Origin of the sequence: Bradyrhizobium sp. WSM2254 (genome assembly GCF_000472645.1) — a bacterium.
Classification (GTDB): Bacteria; Pseudomonadota; Alphaproteobacteria; order Rhizobiales; family Xanthobacteraceae; genus Bradyrhizobium; species Bradyrhizobium niftali.
In genome coordinates this window covers 55,503-71,759 of record NZ_AXAB01000052.1, presented here as the reverse complement: position 1 = coordinate 71,759, position 16,257 = coordinate 55,503, and the positions used below count along the sequence as shown (strand labels likewise).

The 16,257-nt window shown below is 65.5% G+C and carries 17 protein-coding genes; 10 read left to right on the top strand and 7 right to left on the bottom strand.

Annotated elements, in window-relative coordinates:
• Both A3M7_RS45160 and A3M7_RS0131950 read right to left on the bottom strand, forming a co-directional pair.
• Positions 1-284, bottom strand: a 284-nt coding sequence (locus A3M7_RS45160) for an Hpt domain-containing protein (protein ID WP_198033832.1), incomplete at its 3' end; no start/stop codon positions are given.
• A gap of 418 nt (positions 285-702) precedes the next feature.
• Positions 703-1,182 (bottom strand): response regulator, encoded by a 480-nt coding sequence (locus A3M7_RS0131950; RefSeq protein ID WP_027547589.1) that lies wholly within the window; start codon positions 1,180-1,182, stop codon positions 703-705.
• 425 nt (positions 1,183-1,607) lie between these two features.
• Between A3M7_RS0131950 and A3M7_RS0131945 the strand changes: the two genes are divergently transcribed.
• The 4 genes from A3M7_RS0131945 (at position 1,608) to A3M7_RS0131930 (ending at position 4,087) form a co-directional block, all read left to right on the top strand.
• Positions 1,608-2,318 (top strand): Crp/Fnr family transcriptional regulator, encoded by a 711-nt coding sequence (locus A3M7_RS0131945; RefSeq protein ID WP_027547588.1) that lies wholly within the window; start codon positions 1,608-1,610, stop codon positions 2,316-2,318.
• A 190-nt stretch (positions 2,319-2,508) separates the two neighbouring features.
• The gene (locus A3M7_RS0131940) at positions 2,509-3,207 is read left to right on the top strand and encodes a Crp/Fnr family transcriptional regulator (RefSeq protein WP_198033831.1); all 699 of its coding nucleotides are present in this window, start codon (positions 2,509-2,511) and stop codon (positions 3,205-3,207) included.
• Between the two features lie 156 nt (positions 3,208-3,363).
• A complete protein-coding gene (locus A3M7_RS0131935) occupies positions 3,364-3,741 on the top strand; it encodes an Hpt domain-containing protein (protein WP_027547586.1) in 378 nt (125 codons plus the stop codon).
• Positions 3,742-3,838: 97 nt separating this feature from the next.
• A complete protein-coding gene (locus A3M7_RS0131930) occupies positions 3,839-4,087 on the top strand; it encodes a hypothetical protein (RefSeq protein WP_027547585.1) in 249 nt (82 codons plus the stop codon).
• Between the two features lie 54 nt (positions 4,088-4,141).
• On the opposite strand, the gene A3M7_RS0131925 is transcribed toward A3M7_RS0131930, so the two are convergent.
• Complete coding sequence (locus A3M7_RS0131925; protein ID WP_027547584.1) at positions 4,142-4,765, bottom strand: helix-turn-helix transcriptional regulator; 624 nt, start codon at positions 4,763-4,765, stop codon at positions 4,142-4,144.
• Between the two features lie 340 nt (positions 4,766-5,105).
• Here A3M7_RS0131925 and A3M7_RS0131920 point away from each other — a divergent pair, with 340 nt between their 5' ends.
• The 3 genes from A3M7_RS0131920 to A3M7_RS0131910 all read left to right on the top strand — a co-directional run bounded on the left by A3M7_RS0131920 (position 5,106) and on the right by A3M7_RS0131910 (position 8,523).
• Complete coding sequence (locus A3M7_RS0131920; protein ID WP_027547583.1) at positions 5,106-6,269, top strand: hypothetical protein; 1,164 nt, start codon at positions 5,106-5,108, stop codon at positions 6,267-6,269.
• Between the two features lie 335 nt (positions 6,270-6,604).
• The gene (locus A3M7_RS0131915; RefSeq protein ID WP_027547582.1) at positions 6,605-7,030 is read left to right on the top strand and encodes a hypothetical protein; all 426 of its coding nucleotides are present in this window, start codon (positions 6,605-6,607) and stop codon (positions 7,028-7,030) included.
• Positions 7,031-7,314: 284 nt separating this feature from the next.
• Positions 7,315-8,523 (top strand): EAL domain-containing protein, encoded by a 1,209-nt coding sequence (locus A3M7_RS0131910; RefSeq protein ID WP_027547581.1) that lies wholly within the window; start codon positions 7,315-7,317, stop codon positions 8,521-8,523.
• A 124-nt stretch (positions 8,524-8,647) separates the two neighbouring features.
• Here A3M7_RS0131910 and A3M7_RS0131900 read toward each other — a convergent pair whose 3' ends face one another.
• The gene (locus tag A3M7_RS0131900) at positions 8,648-9,502 is read right to left on the bottom strand and encodes an NAD(P)H-dependent oxidoreductase (RefSeq protein WP_027547580.1); all 855 of its coding nucleotides are present in this window, start codon (positions 9,500-9,502) and stop codon (positions 8,648-8,650) included.
• A gap of 93 nt (positions 9,503-9,595) precedes the next feature.
• Here A3M7_RS0131900 and A3M7_RS0131895 point away from each other — a divergent pair, with 93 nt between their 5' ends.
• Complete coding sequence (locus A3M7_RS0131895) at positions 9,596-10,534, top strand: LysR family transcriptional regulator (RefSeq protein WP_027547579.1); 939 nt, start codon at positions 9,596-9,598, stop codon at positions 10,532-10,534.
• A 10-nt stretch (positions 10,535-10,544) separates the two neighbouring features.
• Here A3M7_RS0131895 and A3M7_RS0131890 read toward each other — a convergent pair whose 3' ends face one another.
• Positions 10,545-11,405: a DMT family transporter gene (locus A3M7_RS0131890; protein ID WP_027547578.1), complete on the bottom strand. Its 861-nt coding sequence runs from the start codon at positions 11,403-11,405 to the stop codon at positions 10,545-10,547.
• Positions 11,406-11,566: 161 nt separating this feature from the next.
• On the opposite strand from A3M7_RS0131890, the gene A3M7_RS0131885 reads away from it, so the two are divergent.
• On the top strand, positions 11,567-12,937 hold the full coding sequence (locus tag A3M7_RS0131885) for a PLP-dependent aminotransferase family protein (protein WP_049823786.1): 1,371 nt from the start codon (positions 11,567-11,569) through the stop codon (positions 12,935-12,937).
• Here A3M7_RS0131885 and A3M7_RS0131880 read toward each other — a convergent pair.
• Both A3M7_RS0131880 and A3M7_RS0131875 read right to left on the bottom strand, forming a co-directional pair.
• On the bottom strand, positions 12,934-13,539 hold the full coding sequence (locus A3M7_RS0131880) for a GDYXXLXY domain-containing protein (protein WP_027547576.1): 606 nt from the start codon (positions 13,537-13,539) through the stop codon (positions 12,934-12,936). The two genes, A3M7_RS0131885 and A3M7_RS0131880, sit on opposite strands and share 4 nt — an antisense overlap.
• Entirely contained in the window at positions 13,536-14,807 is a 1,272-nt protein-coding gene (locus A3M7_RS0131875; RefSeq protein ID WP_027547575.1) for a DUF2157 domain-containing protein, read from the bottom strand. The genes A3M7_RS0131880 and A3M7_RS0131875 overlap by 4 nt, the downstream gene beginning before the upstream one ends.
• A gap of 348 nt (positions 14,808-15,155) precedes the next feature.
• On the opposite strand from A3M7_RS0131875, the gene A3M7_RS0131865 reads away from it, so the two are divergent.
• The gene (locus A3M7_RS0131865; protein ID WP_049823783.1) at positions 15,156-16,193 is read left to right on the top strand and encodes a tripartite tricarboxylate transporter substrate binding protein; all 1,038 of its coding nucleotides are present in this window, start codon (positions 15,156-15,158) and stop codon (positions 16,191-16,193) included.
• The last annotated feature ends 64 nt before the right edge of the window (positions 16,194-16,257 follow it).

Genomic DNA, 16,257 nt, shown 5'->3' with positions numbered 1-16,257 from the left:
TCCTTGATGCGGTCGATCGAGGACAGGATCACCGTCACCGCCTGCCCCGTCACCGGCATGCCGTCACGGAATTTGCCCATCAGCGTCTCGCCGGCATGCGCCAGCGCTTCCAGACGCGGCAAGCCCAGGAAGCCGCACGTACCCTTGATGGTGTGGACCAGGCGGAAGATGTTATCCAGGATCTTGGCGTTGTTCGGCTCCTGCTCGAACTTCACCAGCTGATTGTCGACGGTGTCCAGGCTCTCGCTGGTCTCCGTCAAGAACTCCCGCAACAGATCATCCATGAGCTACGCCTTACTGAGCTGGGCTTCGGCGCCTGAGCCACGCTTGGCATCGACGGAAGTCCGCGCGTGGATCGTTAGACAACCCCTTTCACGGTCCCGTTAATTTCATCCTCCGTGCTAATACGGATATTGAAGAGAAGTTTGCGGTTCGGCCGCATGCGGCAGCACTTTTCGGCAAAACCGGCACCGAACCGCCACGCAAGGAAGCGTTAGGTAAATGCGCCGATAACGGCGAGACGACACGCGCGAAAAGTTCTGCTCGTGAAGGACGATATGCACGGCCCGCGTGGGATCGAAGCCGATCGCCCGCAATCGGGAGCGCTCTCGCGACCAGCGCATCGCGCCCTGCCGGGATCCGCAAGGCCCACGGTTGTGGTAAACGGATGCTTACCCCGCCGCTACGACGGCCTGCGCCGCGCTAACTCAGGCGCGCGGCCGAGATAATGTCGTCGGAACGGTGCTCCGCGAGGCAATCCTTGATGGCGGCGAGCAACGCGAGCGGCGTGAACGGCTTGCGCAGACAGCGTGCCGCGCCGAGCTCGAGCGCCATCCGGAGGAAATCGGGAGCGGGTGAATTCAGATTTACGAAAGCGTAGCCGGACATCGCGATCAGCGGAATGGCGGGCGCCCGCTCGTGGAAGATCCTGATCGATTCGATGCCGCGCATGTGCGGCATGAAGATGTCGATGATCATCAGATCGAAATGATCGTGTTCGAGGGCGCGCAGTCCGACCTCGCCTCCTTCGGCAGTCGTCACCCGAAAATGGTTTCGCTGGAGATAGACCTCGATGGCCATGCACACTATCGGGTCGTCGTCGACAACGAGAATATGGCGCAGATTTTCTGTCCCCGTTTGAGCTTCCAGTTTCGGCGATTCAATAATTGAACCGTGGGGCACGCCTTTCTCCTCTGGTTGGGATCGAAGAATTGACGGTCGCAAACATCTTTGGCGGAGACAGGAAAACGGAAACGACGGATGCGAAATCTGCAGCCGTGCGGCGCCATGGTTCGGCCGGTTGCGGTAACCGCTCGTCCAACAGACGAGGCTGCGCGGACTGACCGGCGTCCGATCGCAGCGCAGATGCAGTGCTGCCGGCTCATGAGGGCCCCCCTGCCGCTTTTTCCTGCGCAGCCTCGCAGGATGCGCGAAGGTTCCCGAGCGAATCAGCGCGCAGTACTTATCTCCGCCGCAAATGCGGCAGCCTGTCTGCCCTCTAACGGGTATATGGACAGCAGCACAACCTGTACAATATGCTCTTGTTGCGGCGCGGCAAGATGGGCGCGGCGTCGATCGTAGATTGAACGCGTCGGAATTGATCCTGCATGACCGCGAACGGCTCCCCGCCCAATCAATTGCTGCGAATGCTCGATGCTGCGGATTTCGACCTGCTGCGCCCCCATCTCGCGACCGTCCAAATGGTCAGGGAATCTGTCTTGGGCGAGGCGGGCGCCGCGCCGAGATACGTCTACTTCCCGCACGGCGGGTCCGTTTCGATCACGCTGGGCTTGTCCGAAGGACAAATGATCGAGATCGCAATGCTGGGGCGCGACAGCGTCGTGGGCGGCGGCGCGGCGCTTACCGACGGCATCGCGCTGGCGGACGCGGTCGTGCTCTTCCCGGGCACGGCGTCCATGCTTGAAATCGCGGCTTTCCGGACGGTCGCCGCCGCGAGCGTGCCGTTTCGAAGTCTGATGGTGCGTCATGAGCAGGTCCTGCTCGCACATGCGCAACAATCGGTGCTCTGCAATACGCTGCACCCGGTCGAGGCCCGGCTGGCGCGCTGGCTCTTGCGGGCCCACGACCTCTCCGACGGCGCGATCCTGCCGCTGACACAGGAGGCGCTGGCACAGATGATGGGCGTGCGGCGCAACGCCATTTCTCTCGTCGCGCATGCGCTGCAGCGGGCTGGCATCATTCGCTACACCCGCGGGCAGATCGAAATCCTCGACCCGCGCGCGCTGGAGACGACGTCCTGCGACTGCTATGCGGCGGTCAAGGCCTTCCATTCACGCCTGCTCGGAGCGCCGCGGTGACGAGAGCTCGACGCGACCGATCGGATGCCGTGGTGCACACAGCCTCGCAGGGCTGACGCCGCACCCGGACATCTTGTCTCAATTGCCTATATATCCCGACGGGAACATGATGGAGCCTGCCCCTGCCGGGATCGGCAAATTCGCTCTCGCAAGTCCCTGCCTGACGAGACGGGAGGCAGCTTTGGAAACGATGGTGCGTCCATCCAACGGTTTCCTGTCCGCGCTGTCGGCGGACGATTACGAGTTGATCCGCCCGCACCTGCGCACGGTCGATCTGCCGCACGAGGCCGTTCTGGTCGAGGCCGGCGAGACGCTCAAGCGCGCGTTCTTTCCCCACCGCGGCGTCATCTCGCTGGTGGTGAAGCTCGCCAAGGGCGAGCACGTGCAGGTCGCGATGATCGGCCGCGACAGCCTGCTCGGCACGCTCTCGACCATGGGCGATGCACGCGCGCTGAACACGGCGATCGTGCTGATTCCCGGCGTCGCGTCGATGATGGATCTCGACCGGCTGCGCATCGCGGCCGACCAGAGCGGCACCCTGCGGACGCTGCTCACGCGCCATGGGCTTGCGGTTTACGTGCAGGTCCAGCAGACCGCGGGCTGCAACGCCGCCCACCCGGTGGAATCGCGGCTGTCGCGCTGCCTGTTGCACACCCATGATCTGTCGGGCGACTATCGGCTGCTGCTGACTCAGGAGGCCATGGCGCAGATGATCGGGGCGCGGCGCAACAGCGTGTCGCTGGTCGCCAATACCTTGCAGCAGGCCAATTTCATCCACTACAGCCGCGGGCACATCCAGATCCTGAACCTGGACGGCCTGCGCCAGACCGCGTGCGAATGCTACGCCACCGTGAAGGCCCAGTACGACCGTCTGCTCGGCCGGCGCTGACCGGCGCCGCCGCGTGGTAAACCTGCGGCTAATGCCGGCCTGCAAACACCCGCTGTCGCGCTACCGGAACTGAAATTCAAATGCCGTAGACACGGACCGAGCCTCGCGCCGGACGCGCCGCGCGACAAACGAACCGTGACCAAGGCAGGCAAAGCCATGCTTGAAATGACCGTTGCGCCTGCGCAGGCAGCGCTCGATGCCGAGCCCGCGCGCGAGCCGGGCGCGTACGCGGCGCTGGTGCGCGAGATCGGCGAGGACGGCGCCGGCGAAGTGCGCGCCGTGTTCTGGAGCGAGACCTGCGCACGCCTGCAACTGTTCCGCACGCTCTCGCTCGCGCAGCACACCGCCAAAATTGCGCGTGAAGCGCATTCGCTGAAGAGCGCGGCCGGGACGTTCGGCTATCTCAGGCTCGCGGCGCTGGCGCTGCGGCTGGAGAAGACCGCGGAGACGCTCGGCGAGGCCGAATTCAGTGATCTCCTGGAGCGCATGGATGCCGCCTACGCCGCCGCGCGCGCGCAGGATCCGCAGGCATAACGAGACCTATGCAATCCCGCCGTACTTCTACGGTTTGGGATTTTCACAGATGGCTAATCATAGCTGGTGATAGTCGCGGGAAACCAGGAGGGTTTCCATGTTCACCTACGAGACTGTGGACCAGAAGGAGGTCCGTCGCTTTCGCATCGCACAGTTCAACGGCCGGATGGCGACGGTGAAGGCCGGCGAGTCGACGGTGACTGGCTTCGTGCGCTCGGTGCTGGAGCAGGAATCGAGCATGCCTCCCCGCTGGACCATCACGATCATTCCGAACGCGCCGAAGGAAGAGATCAAGCCGCTGCGCCCCGTCTCGCGCGCGCGCCCCTTCTCCGAGGACTATTTCTGAACGCGATCGGCCGCCCCGGCCCCGCGCCGCCACGGGCAGCGCAAGACAACAACCTCAATCGATCGAATGCAGCAGCGCCGCGCGGACGAGGTCCGCGGTGTTGCGCGCACCGAGCTTGCGCATCGCCTCGGCGCGATGGCTCTCGAACGTGCGCGGACTGATCTGCATCCGAAGCGCACCCTGCTTGTTCGAATAGCCCTCGCTGATCAGCCGGAGCACCTCGCGTTCGCGCTTGGTCAGCCGCTTCTGGCCCGACAGGCCCAGGAGCTCGGCGCTCGGCACGCGCTGCGGCTGCGGCACGCGGGCGGCCTTCGATTCGGCGTCCTCGATCCGGGGCGGGACCGGCGAGTCGCCCTTGTGGGGACCGGCAAGCTGCTTGACCAGGCCGCAAACGCGCTCGGTCTGCGTCAGCGCATTCTCCACCACCCGCTGCAAATAGGCACGGTCGCCCGTAACCGGCGCGAGCTGATCGCTGTGATGCTTGATCTCGCCCATATAGAGCAGGAGCGCAGTCAGGGGGCCATTGAGCTCGCGGGCGATGGCGGCGGCCATTTCATCGGCGGCCTTGGCGCGGGCGGCGTTCAGGCGGACGAAATCGAGCTCTTCAGCCGAAGCAGTGCTGCTTTCGTACCATTCCGACGGCCGCGAATCGGTCGCCGTATCGTTCTGTGACCCCATGTGACCTGTTTAGCGGAACCCGGGCCGATCTGTGGTTAACTTTTTGCTCCGTAAGATTACGGTGATTTTGGCAGTTTTGCGCTAAAACGCCGGCATCGGCACAATTTATGCTTGCGCGGAGCTGACCTTGACCATGCAGGGGTTGAGGATTTCGCCCACATCCTGGGCAGATAGGCCGAGGCCCGCTTAACCGCCGTCTCGCGCACGGTCGTCCGCCGCCCCCGGATTTTACGGATAAATTAACGGCGACTTGCTTCTCTAGATCCGATTGAGAGCGCGCAAATGCCTCCATGCATTGAGCCCGTGGGCTTGCTGGAATCGTTGCGGAAGATTGCGTGCCATGAACGAGATCGACCGGCTGTCGGAATTCTTGCAGAGGCTGACGCCGCTGTCGCGCAGCTGTCTGCTCAGCGAGCTCGAGCGGCTCGAGCTGTGCGGCATCGACATGCCCGGCTCGGCCGACGTCCAGGCCCGCCTGCGCGCCGAGTTTCGCAAGGACGGATCGACCCAGGCGCGCGCCACCAGCCCCTCGCGTTATTTCTTCGCGCCGCTCGAGCTGCTGCTGATCGACGGCGCACCCGAGCATGCCAATATGGGGCGAATTTCGCGCAACACCCTCACCCCGATCTGGGAGTGGATCTGCCGCGACCTGCTGCCGACCATGGCGCGCGACTACATCAAGGCGATCAACGACCAGGTCACCGCCAACAACCCGAAGGAAGTGCTGAAGATCGCGTCGATCTTCCAGACCAAGGTCGTCAAGGTCCTCGAGAACACCCTCGCCTCGACTGAGAGCACCGAGTTCGCCCGCGGCAAGCTCGCGCAATATACGGCTTCGCGCAGCGCCTTCGACGACGTCAAGAAGATGCAGCAGGTGCTGCGCGCCGGCGCCGCGCTGCCGAAGTTCAACGAAAAGCTGCCCGAGAAGATCGCGAAATTCGACGACGGCCAGGTCGCCCAGATCACCGCGCGGCTCGATGCCTTCAAGAAGGCTCATCCCGAGGCGCTGCCCTTCGCGCTGGCGCTGGTGGCGCGGCGGCTGAAGACGTCCTGGCAATTGGTGCACCTCGCCACCAGGGCCGCCGCGAGCAAGAGCGCGACCGACGTCGCCGCCACGCCCTATGCCTGCGTCGTTGCCATGGTGCTCGACCGGCTCGACGACAAGCGGCTCGCTCTCAGGATCGCGCTCCGGCACAACCGGGTGCTGATCGCGCGCGACCTGCTCGCCGAAATCTACGACACCGAATATGCGCTCAAGGTCCGCATCGACGGCATCGAACATTGCGAATGGGGCGTCCGCCTCCAGCAATTGATGGACGCGATCGCGGCGCTGGTGGCCGCCGAAGTGAGCCGCTTCCCGGCCAATGTCGGACACATTCTCGGCTCGCGCCGGCTACGCAGCCACGACACGCTGGGCGGCAAGCTGTCCTACCTGGCGTGGAAGGGACGCGACGCCGTGCAGGACGGCGCGGCAGCGTTTCGCAAATTGATCGGACAGACCTGACATCCGACGGCGCAATCAATGCGTCGCGGCAGGCACAGGAAGCGATCGAGAAATCGCCCTGACAGCACGAACCTGAACCACCAATACAATATTCGCCGCGTCGTCATTGCTGCGATCCTCGACAGCCCACCACCGGCTGCCTCGAGCAATAGCGCAGGTGCAGCAAACGGCATGTGATCTGCTTCACACTTTCGCCGTCGCGGCCGCGCGCATTGTCGCAGAACCGTCACGAGCGGTGGCGGAACATGCGCGCATCGCGCGAAAATGAGTTCTTCGGCCGTAGCTGTCGCTCCTATTCTCCGATGCACTGCATGAGCATTGGGAAGGACTCCGCGATGAGATCGAACCGACGGATCTTGACGAAGGCGGCCCTGCTTGCGGGCGCACTGGCGCTCACATCGACGACGATGGCGCAGACCTCGCCGCCGCAAGGCAATGCCGCGCCGACCGCCGACAACGCGGTGCTGCTCACCGTCTTCTTCAAGCACGACCAGTCCCGCCCGCTCAACGAGCTGAATGCGCAGCTCGACAAGCAGGGATTCCACAAGGCGTTTCCGCCGCCCGGAATCGAGGTCGTGAGCTGGTACGTGATGATGGGCATCGGCCAGGTGATCACGCTGCGGCTGCCGGCCTCGCGACTGCGCGAAGTCAATCGCGTCATCGAGGATACCGCGTGGGGCGCGTACCGCACCGAGTTCTATCCGACCTATGACTACAAGGCGGTCGGCATGGCTCAGCACGACAAGGCCACAAACAATTGAAGGCCATCGTTATTCAATTGGGCGAAGCGCGAACGGCGTCGTCCAATTGCAGGACACCGGCCTTGCTCTCGCACCGGCCGCAGCTTTCAAAAATCTCTCGCGATGACCGTGTCATGCATCCGTCACACGCGGTCAGACGTAAAGACTTCCCGAAGGAAATCCAAACAATTTTAGGAATGATGAGGGCTTTAACGTTACCCAGATAATCCGACAATCGACTGAAGCCCTCCATATTTGAAACTGCTCCCATCGCTATCACCGTCGCCGAACGGGAGTGGCTTGAGATGAACGATCAAATTGTAGAACTCGCCGGACGAAGGCCCAAAACCTTCGGGCGGCGAAAGGTAACGCCGCGCGCTTGCGTCGCCGACGGCAAGCGCCATCTGCGTGCTTTCCTCGCCGAGGTGCTGGAGGATCTCGGCTTCGTCACGACCGAATGCGCCAGCGCGGAGGAGCTGAAAACCGTGCTGACGAGCGAATTACCGGACCTGATCCTGCTCGGAATCGCCGCCGACGGCATCGAGCCCGGGACATTTCTGGAGACGCTGGTGCGCGAGGCCTTCGACGGCAAGGTTCTCGCCGTCGGCGCCCGCGAGTCGATCATCGTCAGGGCCGTGCAGCAGGTCGGCGAGGAATATGGCCTTGCCATGCTGCCGCCGCTGACCACGCCCTTTGCCGCCGAGACGCTGCGCGAGCGCGTCGCGATGCTGCTGCCGGAGGAGCCGGCGCCGAGCCCGGCCGTGCATGTCGGCGAGGCCCTGCATGCCGGCTGGCTCGAGCTGTGGTACCAGCCCAAGATCGACGCGAGGACGCTGATCCGCAACGGCGCCGAGGCGCTGGTGCGGATGCGCCACCCGACCTGGGGCGTGGTGCCGCCGGCCTATTTCATTCCCGAGGCGCACGATCCGCATCTGCGCGACCTCTCGGAATTCGTGATCGAGCGCGCCGTGCAGGACTGGCACTATCTGCTGGAGCACCAGAGCCCGGTCGATCTCTCGATCAACCTGCCGGCCTCGTATCTGAAGGAGCCGCAGGCCGTGCGCGATCTCTGCCGTCGCATGCCGACGCATCCGGCCTTCGGCGGACTGACAATCGAGATCGACAGCGAGGAGGCGATCCGCGACCTCGATGTCCTCGGCGAAGTGGCGCGCGAAGTGGGCCTGCACAATATCGGCCTGTCGATCGACAATCTCGGCGCCAACTGGCCGTCGCTGATGGACCTGGGCAAGCTCCCCTTCATCAAGCTGAAGGCCGACCGGCACTTCGTCACCGGCAGCGGCAATGACCGCCTCAAGCGCACGGTGTGCCGCCACATCGTCGAGCTTGCGCAGGGCTATGGCGCGTGTGCGATCGCCGAAGGCGTCGAGAGCCGCGCCGACCTCGTCGCCGCGAACGAGCTCGGCTTCGACTTCGTGCAGGGTTTTCTGTTCGGCAAGCCGATGCCGCTGAAGAAATTCGCGAGGAGCACGCTGACGCGGACGGTGATGGAGTGAGCGCGTTCGCGGCGATCGAGTTCGCGCCCGTGCATGATCGATTGCTTCGAAGCTTTTCCGGCGCACCACGTGCGGGTGTCGTGATCCCGCACGCGTTCGCCGTCATGCGAGGCAATCCGCAGACCTAGGCTGTTGCCGCGCGAACATCCGTCGGCTGCCGCATGGCATCCGGCTCGGCACGCGAGCCGTGCGACTCGGCCCGCTCGAAATGGAGCGCGAAGCCGCTTGCCGCGGAATACTCGAGCCCCGCGCGGAGCTGCATGCCCGGAATCAGGTAGTCGCCGCCATTCTGGGGCCGATAGGGAATGGGCGGGGTCGTCGCAAGCGTTCGCATCCTCTCGCGCAGGCTTTCGGCAACCGCCTGGTAAGCGGCTCCGTCGAGCTTGTCGGATTTGTAGACCACGAACGACGGAAGAACCTCATATCCCGGATAATAGAGAATGCCGTGATTGATCGGGAACAGCAGGTCGTCGATCGGCCCGTTGATCCCTCGTGCCGAATAATGCTCCTGCCAGCCGCCCGCCGTCACGATCAGCATCGCGCGTTTGCCTGCCAACGTCCCCTCTCCGTAACGGTCGCCCCACCGCTTGTCGCTGTGCTCGCCGACACCGTACGCGAAACCGTAGGCGAACACGCGGTCGACCCAGCCCTTGAGGATTGCCGGCATGCTGAACCACCACAGTGGAAATTGCAGGATCAGCACATCCGCCCACAGCAGCTTCTCGATCTCGTCTTTGACGTCGGCGGTCAGTGTGCCGGCCTCGAACGCCTGCTTGGATGCGGCGGCTGGCGCAAGTCGCCTGTCCGCCGGCAGCGAGGGGAAGTCCGCGCGATCGACATCCGATTTCCAGCGCTGGGCATAAAGATCCGACACCCGCACCTCATGGCCCTGCGCCTCGAGGGACCTGACGGCAACATCGCGCAGCCCGCCATTGAGCGAGCCCGGCTCGGGATGGGCGAAGACGATCAACACTTTCATGATCAGCACCAATGATTGATGATTTCGCACAGCAACTAGCCCCGCCGGCCGCATTCCGCTAGATATCGGCAATGGATATGATTATGCCGAAAAATGGATAGGCCGGAGGTTTCGCTCGATCGCATGCGCAGCTTCGTGCGGGTCGCCGAGCGGGGAAACCTGTCCGCGGTGGCACGCGAGCTCGGTCTCGGTCAGTCGACCGTCACGCGGCACATTCGGGAGCTCGAGCAAGCGGTCGGCGTGCCGCTGCTCACGCGAACGACGCGCAGGGTGACCATGACCGACGAGGGGCGCCGTTATTACGCCGATTGCGTGCAGATCCTGCGCCTTGTCGAGCACGCCGGCGAAGAGGCACGCAGCACGCGCGGCGCGCCTGCGGGGATGGTGCGCGCCTCCTGCACGGCGGCCTTCGGCGTTCTCCACGTCAGCCGTTTTGTCTTCGCCTTCCAGGACCGCTATCCGGACGTGTCAGTGGATCTCAGCCTGACGGACGAACGGATCGACCTCGTGCGCGAAGGTGTCGACGTCGCGATCCGACTGGGCCCGCTCACCGACAGTTCGATGAAGCTCAAGCCTCTTGGCCGGTCGCGCCGAGTGCTTGTGGCCTCGCCCGACTATCTGGCTATGCGCGGCAGGCCCGCGCGCCCGCAGGATCTCGCCAAACACGAGACAGTGGGGATGTCCAATATCGCCGGCAGCGACATGCTGGTGCTGCACGGACGCCGCGGCGTCCGCCATGCGGTCCCTTTGTCCGGGCGATTGCGTGTCGATCACGGGCTTGCCGCACGAGAGGCGCTCGCTGCCGGTCGCGGCATTGCGCCGGCCCATCTCTGGCTGGTCGGGGACCTTCTTGCGGCCGGCAGACTCGAACGCGTGCTTCCGGACTATTCGCCGCCTCCCGTTCCACTGAACATGCTGATCGTGCCGGAGCGGTCCGGCATCGCGCGGGTGCGGCTGCTGGTCGACTTCCTCGCCGAGCAGATCGCGCGACTGCCCGGGATCGAAAAGGCGCCGCCCGGCAAGCCGACCTAGTGGGGTGTCGTCAGGCAAACCGGCGCGCGAAGAAGACACAGGCGACCACGAGCGCGGTCGCGGCGATCATGCTCCATGCGACCGGCTCATGCAGCAGCAAGCCGGCGAGCGCGAGACCGAAGAACGGCTGGAGCTGCTGCAATTGGCCGACCCGCGCGATGCCGCCGATCGCAAGGCCGCGGTACCAGAAGATGAAGCCGACGAACATGCTGAAGATCGAGACATAAGCGAGCCCGATCCAGGCCGGCGCAGTGATGCCGCTCCATGTCGACGGCCAGGTCAGAATCGCGACCGGCACCATCAGCGGCACCGCAAGCAGCAGCGCCCAGGAGATCACCTGCCAGCCGCCGAGGCGGCGCGACAACGCGGCGCCTTCGGCATAGCCGAGTCCGCACAGGACGATCGCGGCGACCATCAGCAGATCGCCGGTGATTGACGCCGAGCCGCCGTTGGAGAGGGCAAAGCCGACCACCGTGGCGCTGCCGAGGACCGCGAACAGCCAGAACAGGGGTTGCGGCCGCTCGCCGCCGCGCAGCACGGCGAAGATCGCGGTCGACAGCGGCAAGAGGCCGATGAAGACGATCGAATGCGCGGAGGTGATGTGCTGGAGCGCAAGTGCCGTCAGCAGGGGGAAGCCGACCACCACGCCGATCGAGACGATGGCAAGCGAGGCGAGATCGTTTCGTTGCGGCCGCGCCTGACGCAGCAGGCCGAGCACGGCCGCACCGATCAGCGCGGCGATGACCGCGCGCGCCGACGTCAGGAACAGCGCGGAGAAGCCGCCGACCGCCACGCGCGTCGCCGGCAGCGAGCCGCTGAAGATGATGACGCCGAGAAGCCCGTTGCCCCAGCCGCTGCCCACAGACTGCATGTCCGCCTCGCTTCTTGAGCAGCGATATTCGGCCTTCCCCGGTAGCAGGGACAGCCACAATCCAGTACAATCCAGCCAAACTGTATGGATATGGAAGGCAGTACACCTTGGACAGCGGAACGCTGACGAAGGGCCGGGGCGGCACCCGGACCGTTGACGTGATGAGCGCGATCCGCGCCAAGGTCGCGGGCCGCGCGCTCGGAGCCGGCGACCGCTTGCCGTCGATCCGCAGCCTTGCCGCGACGATGCGTGTTTCGCCCTCCACCGTCGTCGAGGCCTATGATCGCCTCGCCGCCGAAGGCTTGATCCGCCCCCGCCGTGGCTCGGGTTTCTACGTCTCGCCGACCGTGACGCCGCCGCTTGCGCTGACCGAGGCCGAGCCACGCCGCGACCGTGCCGTCGACCCGTTCTGGGTCTCGCGGCAATCGCTCGATGCCGACGAAAGCGTGCTCAAACCCGGCTGCGGCTGGCTGCCGCCGGAGTGGATGCCGGAAGAGGCCCTGCGCCGCGCCGCGCGCGCGCTGGCCCGCACCGATGCGAGCGTATTGACCAATTACGGTTCGACCTCCGGCTCGCCCGCACTGCGCCGGCTGCTGCTGACGCGCCTTGCGGAAGACGCGATCGAGGCGTCGGTCGACCAGCTGATGCTGACGGGCTCGGGCACGCAAGCGACCGACCTCGTCTGCCGTTTCCTGCTTCGCCCCGGCGACACGGTGCTGGTCGACGATCCCTGCTACTTCAACTTTCGCGCATTGTTGCGCGCGCATCAGGCCAGGATCGTGGGCGTGCCCTACACGCCGTCGGGTCCGGATATCGCGCACTTCGAGGAGATCCTCGTCAGCGAGCGGCCACGGCTCTACATCACCAATTCAGCGCTGCACAATCCCACCGGCGCGACGCTATCGGTCCAGACCGCGCACCGGCTGTTGACCGCGGCCGCGGCGTACGACCTCACCATCATCGAGGACGATATCTTTGGCGACTTCGAGCCGGAACGCTCGCCGCGCCTGGCCGCACTCGACGGCCTCACCCGCGTGATCCGGATCGGCAGCTTCTCCAAGACGCTGTCGGCCTCGGTGCGCTGCGGCTACATCGCCGGGCGAGCCGACTGGATCGAGCATCTCGTCGATCTCCAGGTCGCAACCAGTTTTGGCGGCCCGAGCCCCGTCGCGACCGACATCATCGCCGGGGTCTTGGCCGGCGGCAGCTATCGCAAGCACATGGACGAGCTCAGGCAAAGGCTCACGCGCGCCCGGCGTGAGGTGGCACGCAAGCTCCAGGCGCTGGGCATCGAGCCGTGGCTTGTGCCGCGCGGCGGCTTCTTTCTCTGGTGCCATCTCGCGGGCGGACAGGATGCAACGGCGGTGGCGCGCGCGGCGCTCGAGGAGAACGTCGTGCTCGCACCGGGCAACGTGTTCAGCGTGTCGCAGACGGCGCCGGACTTCATGCGATTCAACGTCGCGCAGATGAGCGATCCCCGGATGTGGGACGTGCTGCGGCGGGCACTGAAGGCGAAACAGATCGACCGCTAGTACAACGGCTCCTCGTACACCGGCTCGCCGTCGAGCAGCAGCCGCTTGATGGCGGCGCGGCCCGAGGGCAGCACGGCGGCGACGACCCTCAGCTTCTGCTGGTTGCGGGCCTGCTCGAGCTTCTTGCCCTCGCCTTCGGGCACGAAATAGCTTTCGAGACCGTATTTGATGGTCAGCTTCTCGCAGAAGATGGGGCTTGGCGAACCGCAGGAATAGCTGACGCGGCCGCGGATCAGGATTTCCGGAGCCGTGACAGGAACAGGCTCGGCGGACACCGAGACCGCCTCGTAAAGCCCGTTGGCATTGGGCGCCAGCTTGACGAACACGACGGAATTGCGCTCGGCGGACGGCTTGCCGGCGAGCGCGCCCGCCGGCAGCTGCGAGATGTCGTAGCGCAGCACGACATAGTCGCCGCGCAGGAGATCGCGAGGATCGACCGGCTGCGTCTGCAAGGTCACCTCGCGGCCGTCGCGCAGGATCTGCATGCGATCGGCGACCATCAGGACGAGCAGCGCGCATTGAAGCAGGATGGCAACACCGAACAGCACGGCTTTCGGGATGCGCTGCCAGAGTTTTGTAACGGATGCGACCATCTCCATCATCGCTCGGTCCTCGGCAGCGCGCGATTGAGTGCGGTTGCAAATGCGACGGCGACCATTCCGGCCGCCGCAAGGAAGGCCGAGCGGCGCAGCAGCGAGCCCTTCACCGCCCAGGTGATGCCGGCGATGACGCCGGCGATCCCGAGCCAGCCGGCAACGATCCGCGGACGCACCTCGTCGAGCATGCCTGATACGACGAGGCACAGCATGGCGCAGAGCAGGGCGGCATAAGCGAACCAGGGCTCGCCGGCCGTGGATGCCGGCCAGAGCGGCGCCGCGAGCAGGACGAGCCCGATTGAACATCCCACCAGAACCTCACCTGCGCGCCTGGTGACTGCAGCGGACGCGAGGGCAAGGATCACGCCGGCACCCCCGCACAGAATTGCCCAAAGCGGTTGAGCCGCACCAGAACCGGTCCGGAAGCGGATGATGTCGTCGACCGTTGTCACCTCCATGAAAGCGGCGGCGGCCAGCGAAAACGCCCCGTAGATCGAGAGGACAGTCCCAAGCCGCAGCGCCCTCGGCGACGGTGCGGCCGCGATCGCGAGCCCGGCCCCGAACAGCAGGGCCGCGCCGTTCGCAAGCACGAATGACGGCTGGGCTCCATCGAATTCGAAGCGAAACGAGGTCGCGATCCACCACGGAAGCAGCGCGAGCGCGACGAGGTGGGCCGCGACGCGGGAATTCCACGCAAACGCAAGAGCGGCGGCGAGGAGCCAGACCGCCACGAACGGAAGATGCAGCGCGTCCGGCGCATCATAAATCCGCATGCAGGTCCAGATGCAGGCGGCCACGAGGGCGACCGCAAGCGCGCCGCGCGATTCCGTCAGCAGCGCCGCGGCGAGCGCGCCGATCGACCACAGCAGCATGCCGCCGGCGAAGTCGTCGCCGAGATGATACATCTGGCCGACCAGCGCGATGCCCGCGCCGAAGATGATCGCCCCGATGCTCGCGCAGAGATCGGCGAGAACGGTGCGGCCCGTGCTGGCGAACCACGCCCCGAGCCCGCCCGCGACGACCATGCCGGCAATCAGGATCGCGAACCGCACCAGCCGTGCGATCTCCGTCCAGTGCGCCGCGACAAAGGCGAGGAATGCGGCTGCGATCAACAGGCCGCCGACGATGCCGACGACCACCGCGATGTTGACGCCGGGCGAGAGCGGCGGCAGCGCATTGCGGATGGAGACGGCCGTTGCCGGCGCGATCACGCCATCGGCTTCCCACTGCGTCAGATCAGCTTCGAGGCGCTGCCGGTAGGTCTTGTCGAACATCGTCGTGGGTCACCTGGCTCCTGCCGGCCGGCCTGTTGCTAGACTAGGTCGGATCGCGCCGGTGGCAGGTTCAACCCGTCACGGCTCCGCGGCACGTCAGCCGGCAAGCTTCTGCTCACGGATCGCCTGCGCGCCCGCCAAAATACCGCGCTGAAGTGCGCGCGGCCGGCGAGAGATCGCACCCGATGCTGACGAGCAGTTCCATGGCGTGAAGACGATTCATCGATCTTTTCATATTCTGCAAAAGAGATGCTCGGACTGCGCCAATGGTTGGAGAAGACTCAAAGCTGTAACTTTCGGTCAACATGGCCGTAAACGGCCACACTGCAGCGAGGGAGGACTTCATCCATGGGATTTGGCGCGCGCAGGGGCCTGAGCGGTCGCCCCGTCGGGACGGTGAGGAGGGCGCTCCTGTGTCTCGTCGCAGCGACGACGCTGGCGCTCCCGGCGGGTGCCGCGGGGGCCCAGACGGCCGCGGAATCCTGGCCGAACCGCGCCATCACCTGGGTGGTGCCGTTCGGGGCCGGCGGCGTCACCGACCTCGTCTCGCGCAAGATCGCGGAGTTGCTGCGGACGCGGCTTGGGCAGCCGGTGGTGGTGGAGAACCGACCCGGCGCTGGCGGGACCATCGGGACAGAGTTCGTTGCCCGGACCCAGCCTGACGGCTACACCGTGCTCTACGCCTCCGGCGGGCCTATGACGATCCAGCCGAACCTGGGGCTGGCGAAGCTCAACTACGACCCGCTCAAGAGCTACATCCACGTCCGCGGCGTGAGCTCGGCAAACCAGATCCTCGTCGCGACCGCGGCAGCGCCCTACAGCACGCTGGCTGAGTTCGTCGCCTACGCGAAGGCCAACCCGGGCAAGATCAACTTCGGCTCCCCCGGCCCCGGCACCGCCCAGCACCTCGCCGGCGAGATGTTCCAGGCGGCCGCCGGCATCAAGCTGACCCATGTGCCCTACAAGTCGGGCTCGAGCCAGATGACCGACATGATGTCGGGCATCCTGGACGTCTCCTTCGACTACCTCACCGTGCTCAGGCCGCTGATCGACACCGGCAAGGTCAAGGTGCTCGGCACCACCGGCACGGCGCGGCTGCCCGCGTTGCCCGACGCGCCGACGGTGCTTGAGGCCGGCTACCCGGACGCCGTCAGTGTCGGCTCGACCTGGGTCTCGGTCCCGGCCGGGACCGACCCGAGAATCGTGGGCAAGCTCTCTGAGGCGCTGGCCGCGGTGCTCGCCGACCCCGGCATCGTCGCGGACCTCGCCACCAACGGCCAGGTGTCGATTGCCAACAAGGGGCCGGCCGAGATGGGACCGTTCATCGTCGAGGAGACCGCACGCTACAAGCGGGTGATCGAGAGCGCGGGCATCGCCGCGCATTAGCTCAGGCGCACGGTTGTGGGCATCGCACACGCGAGGGAGCGGCCGTCGGCGTGGCGCCGACCGA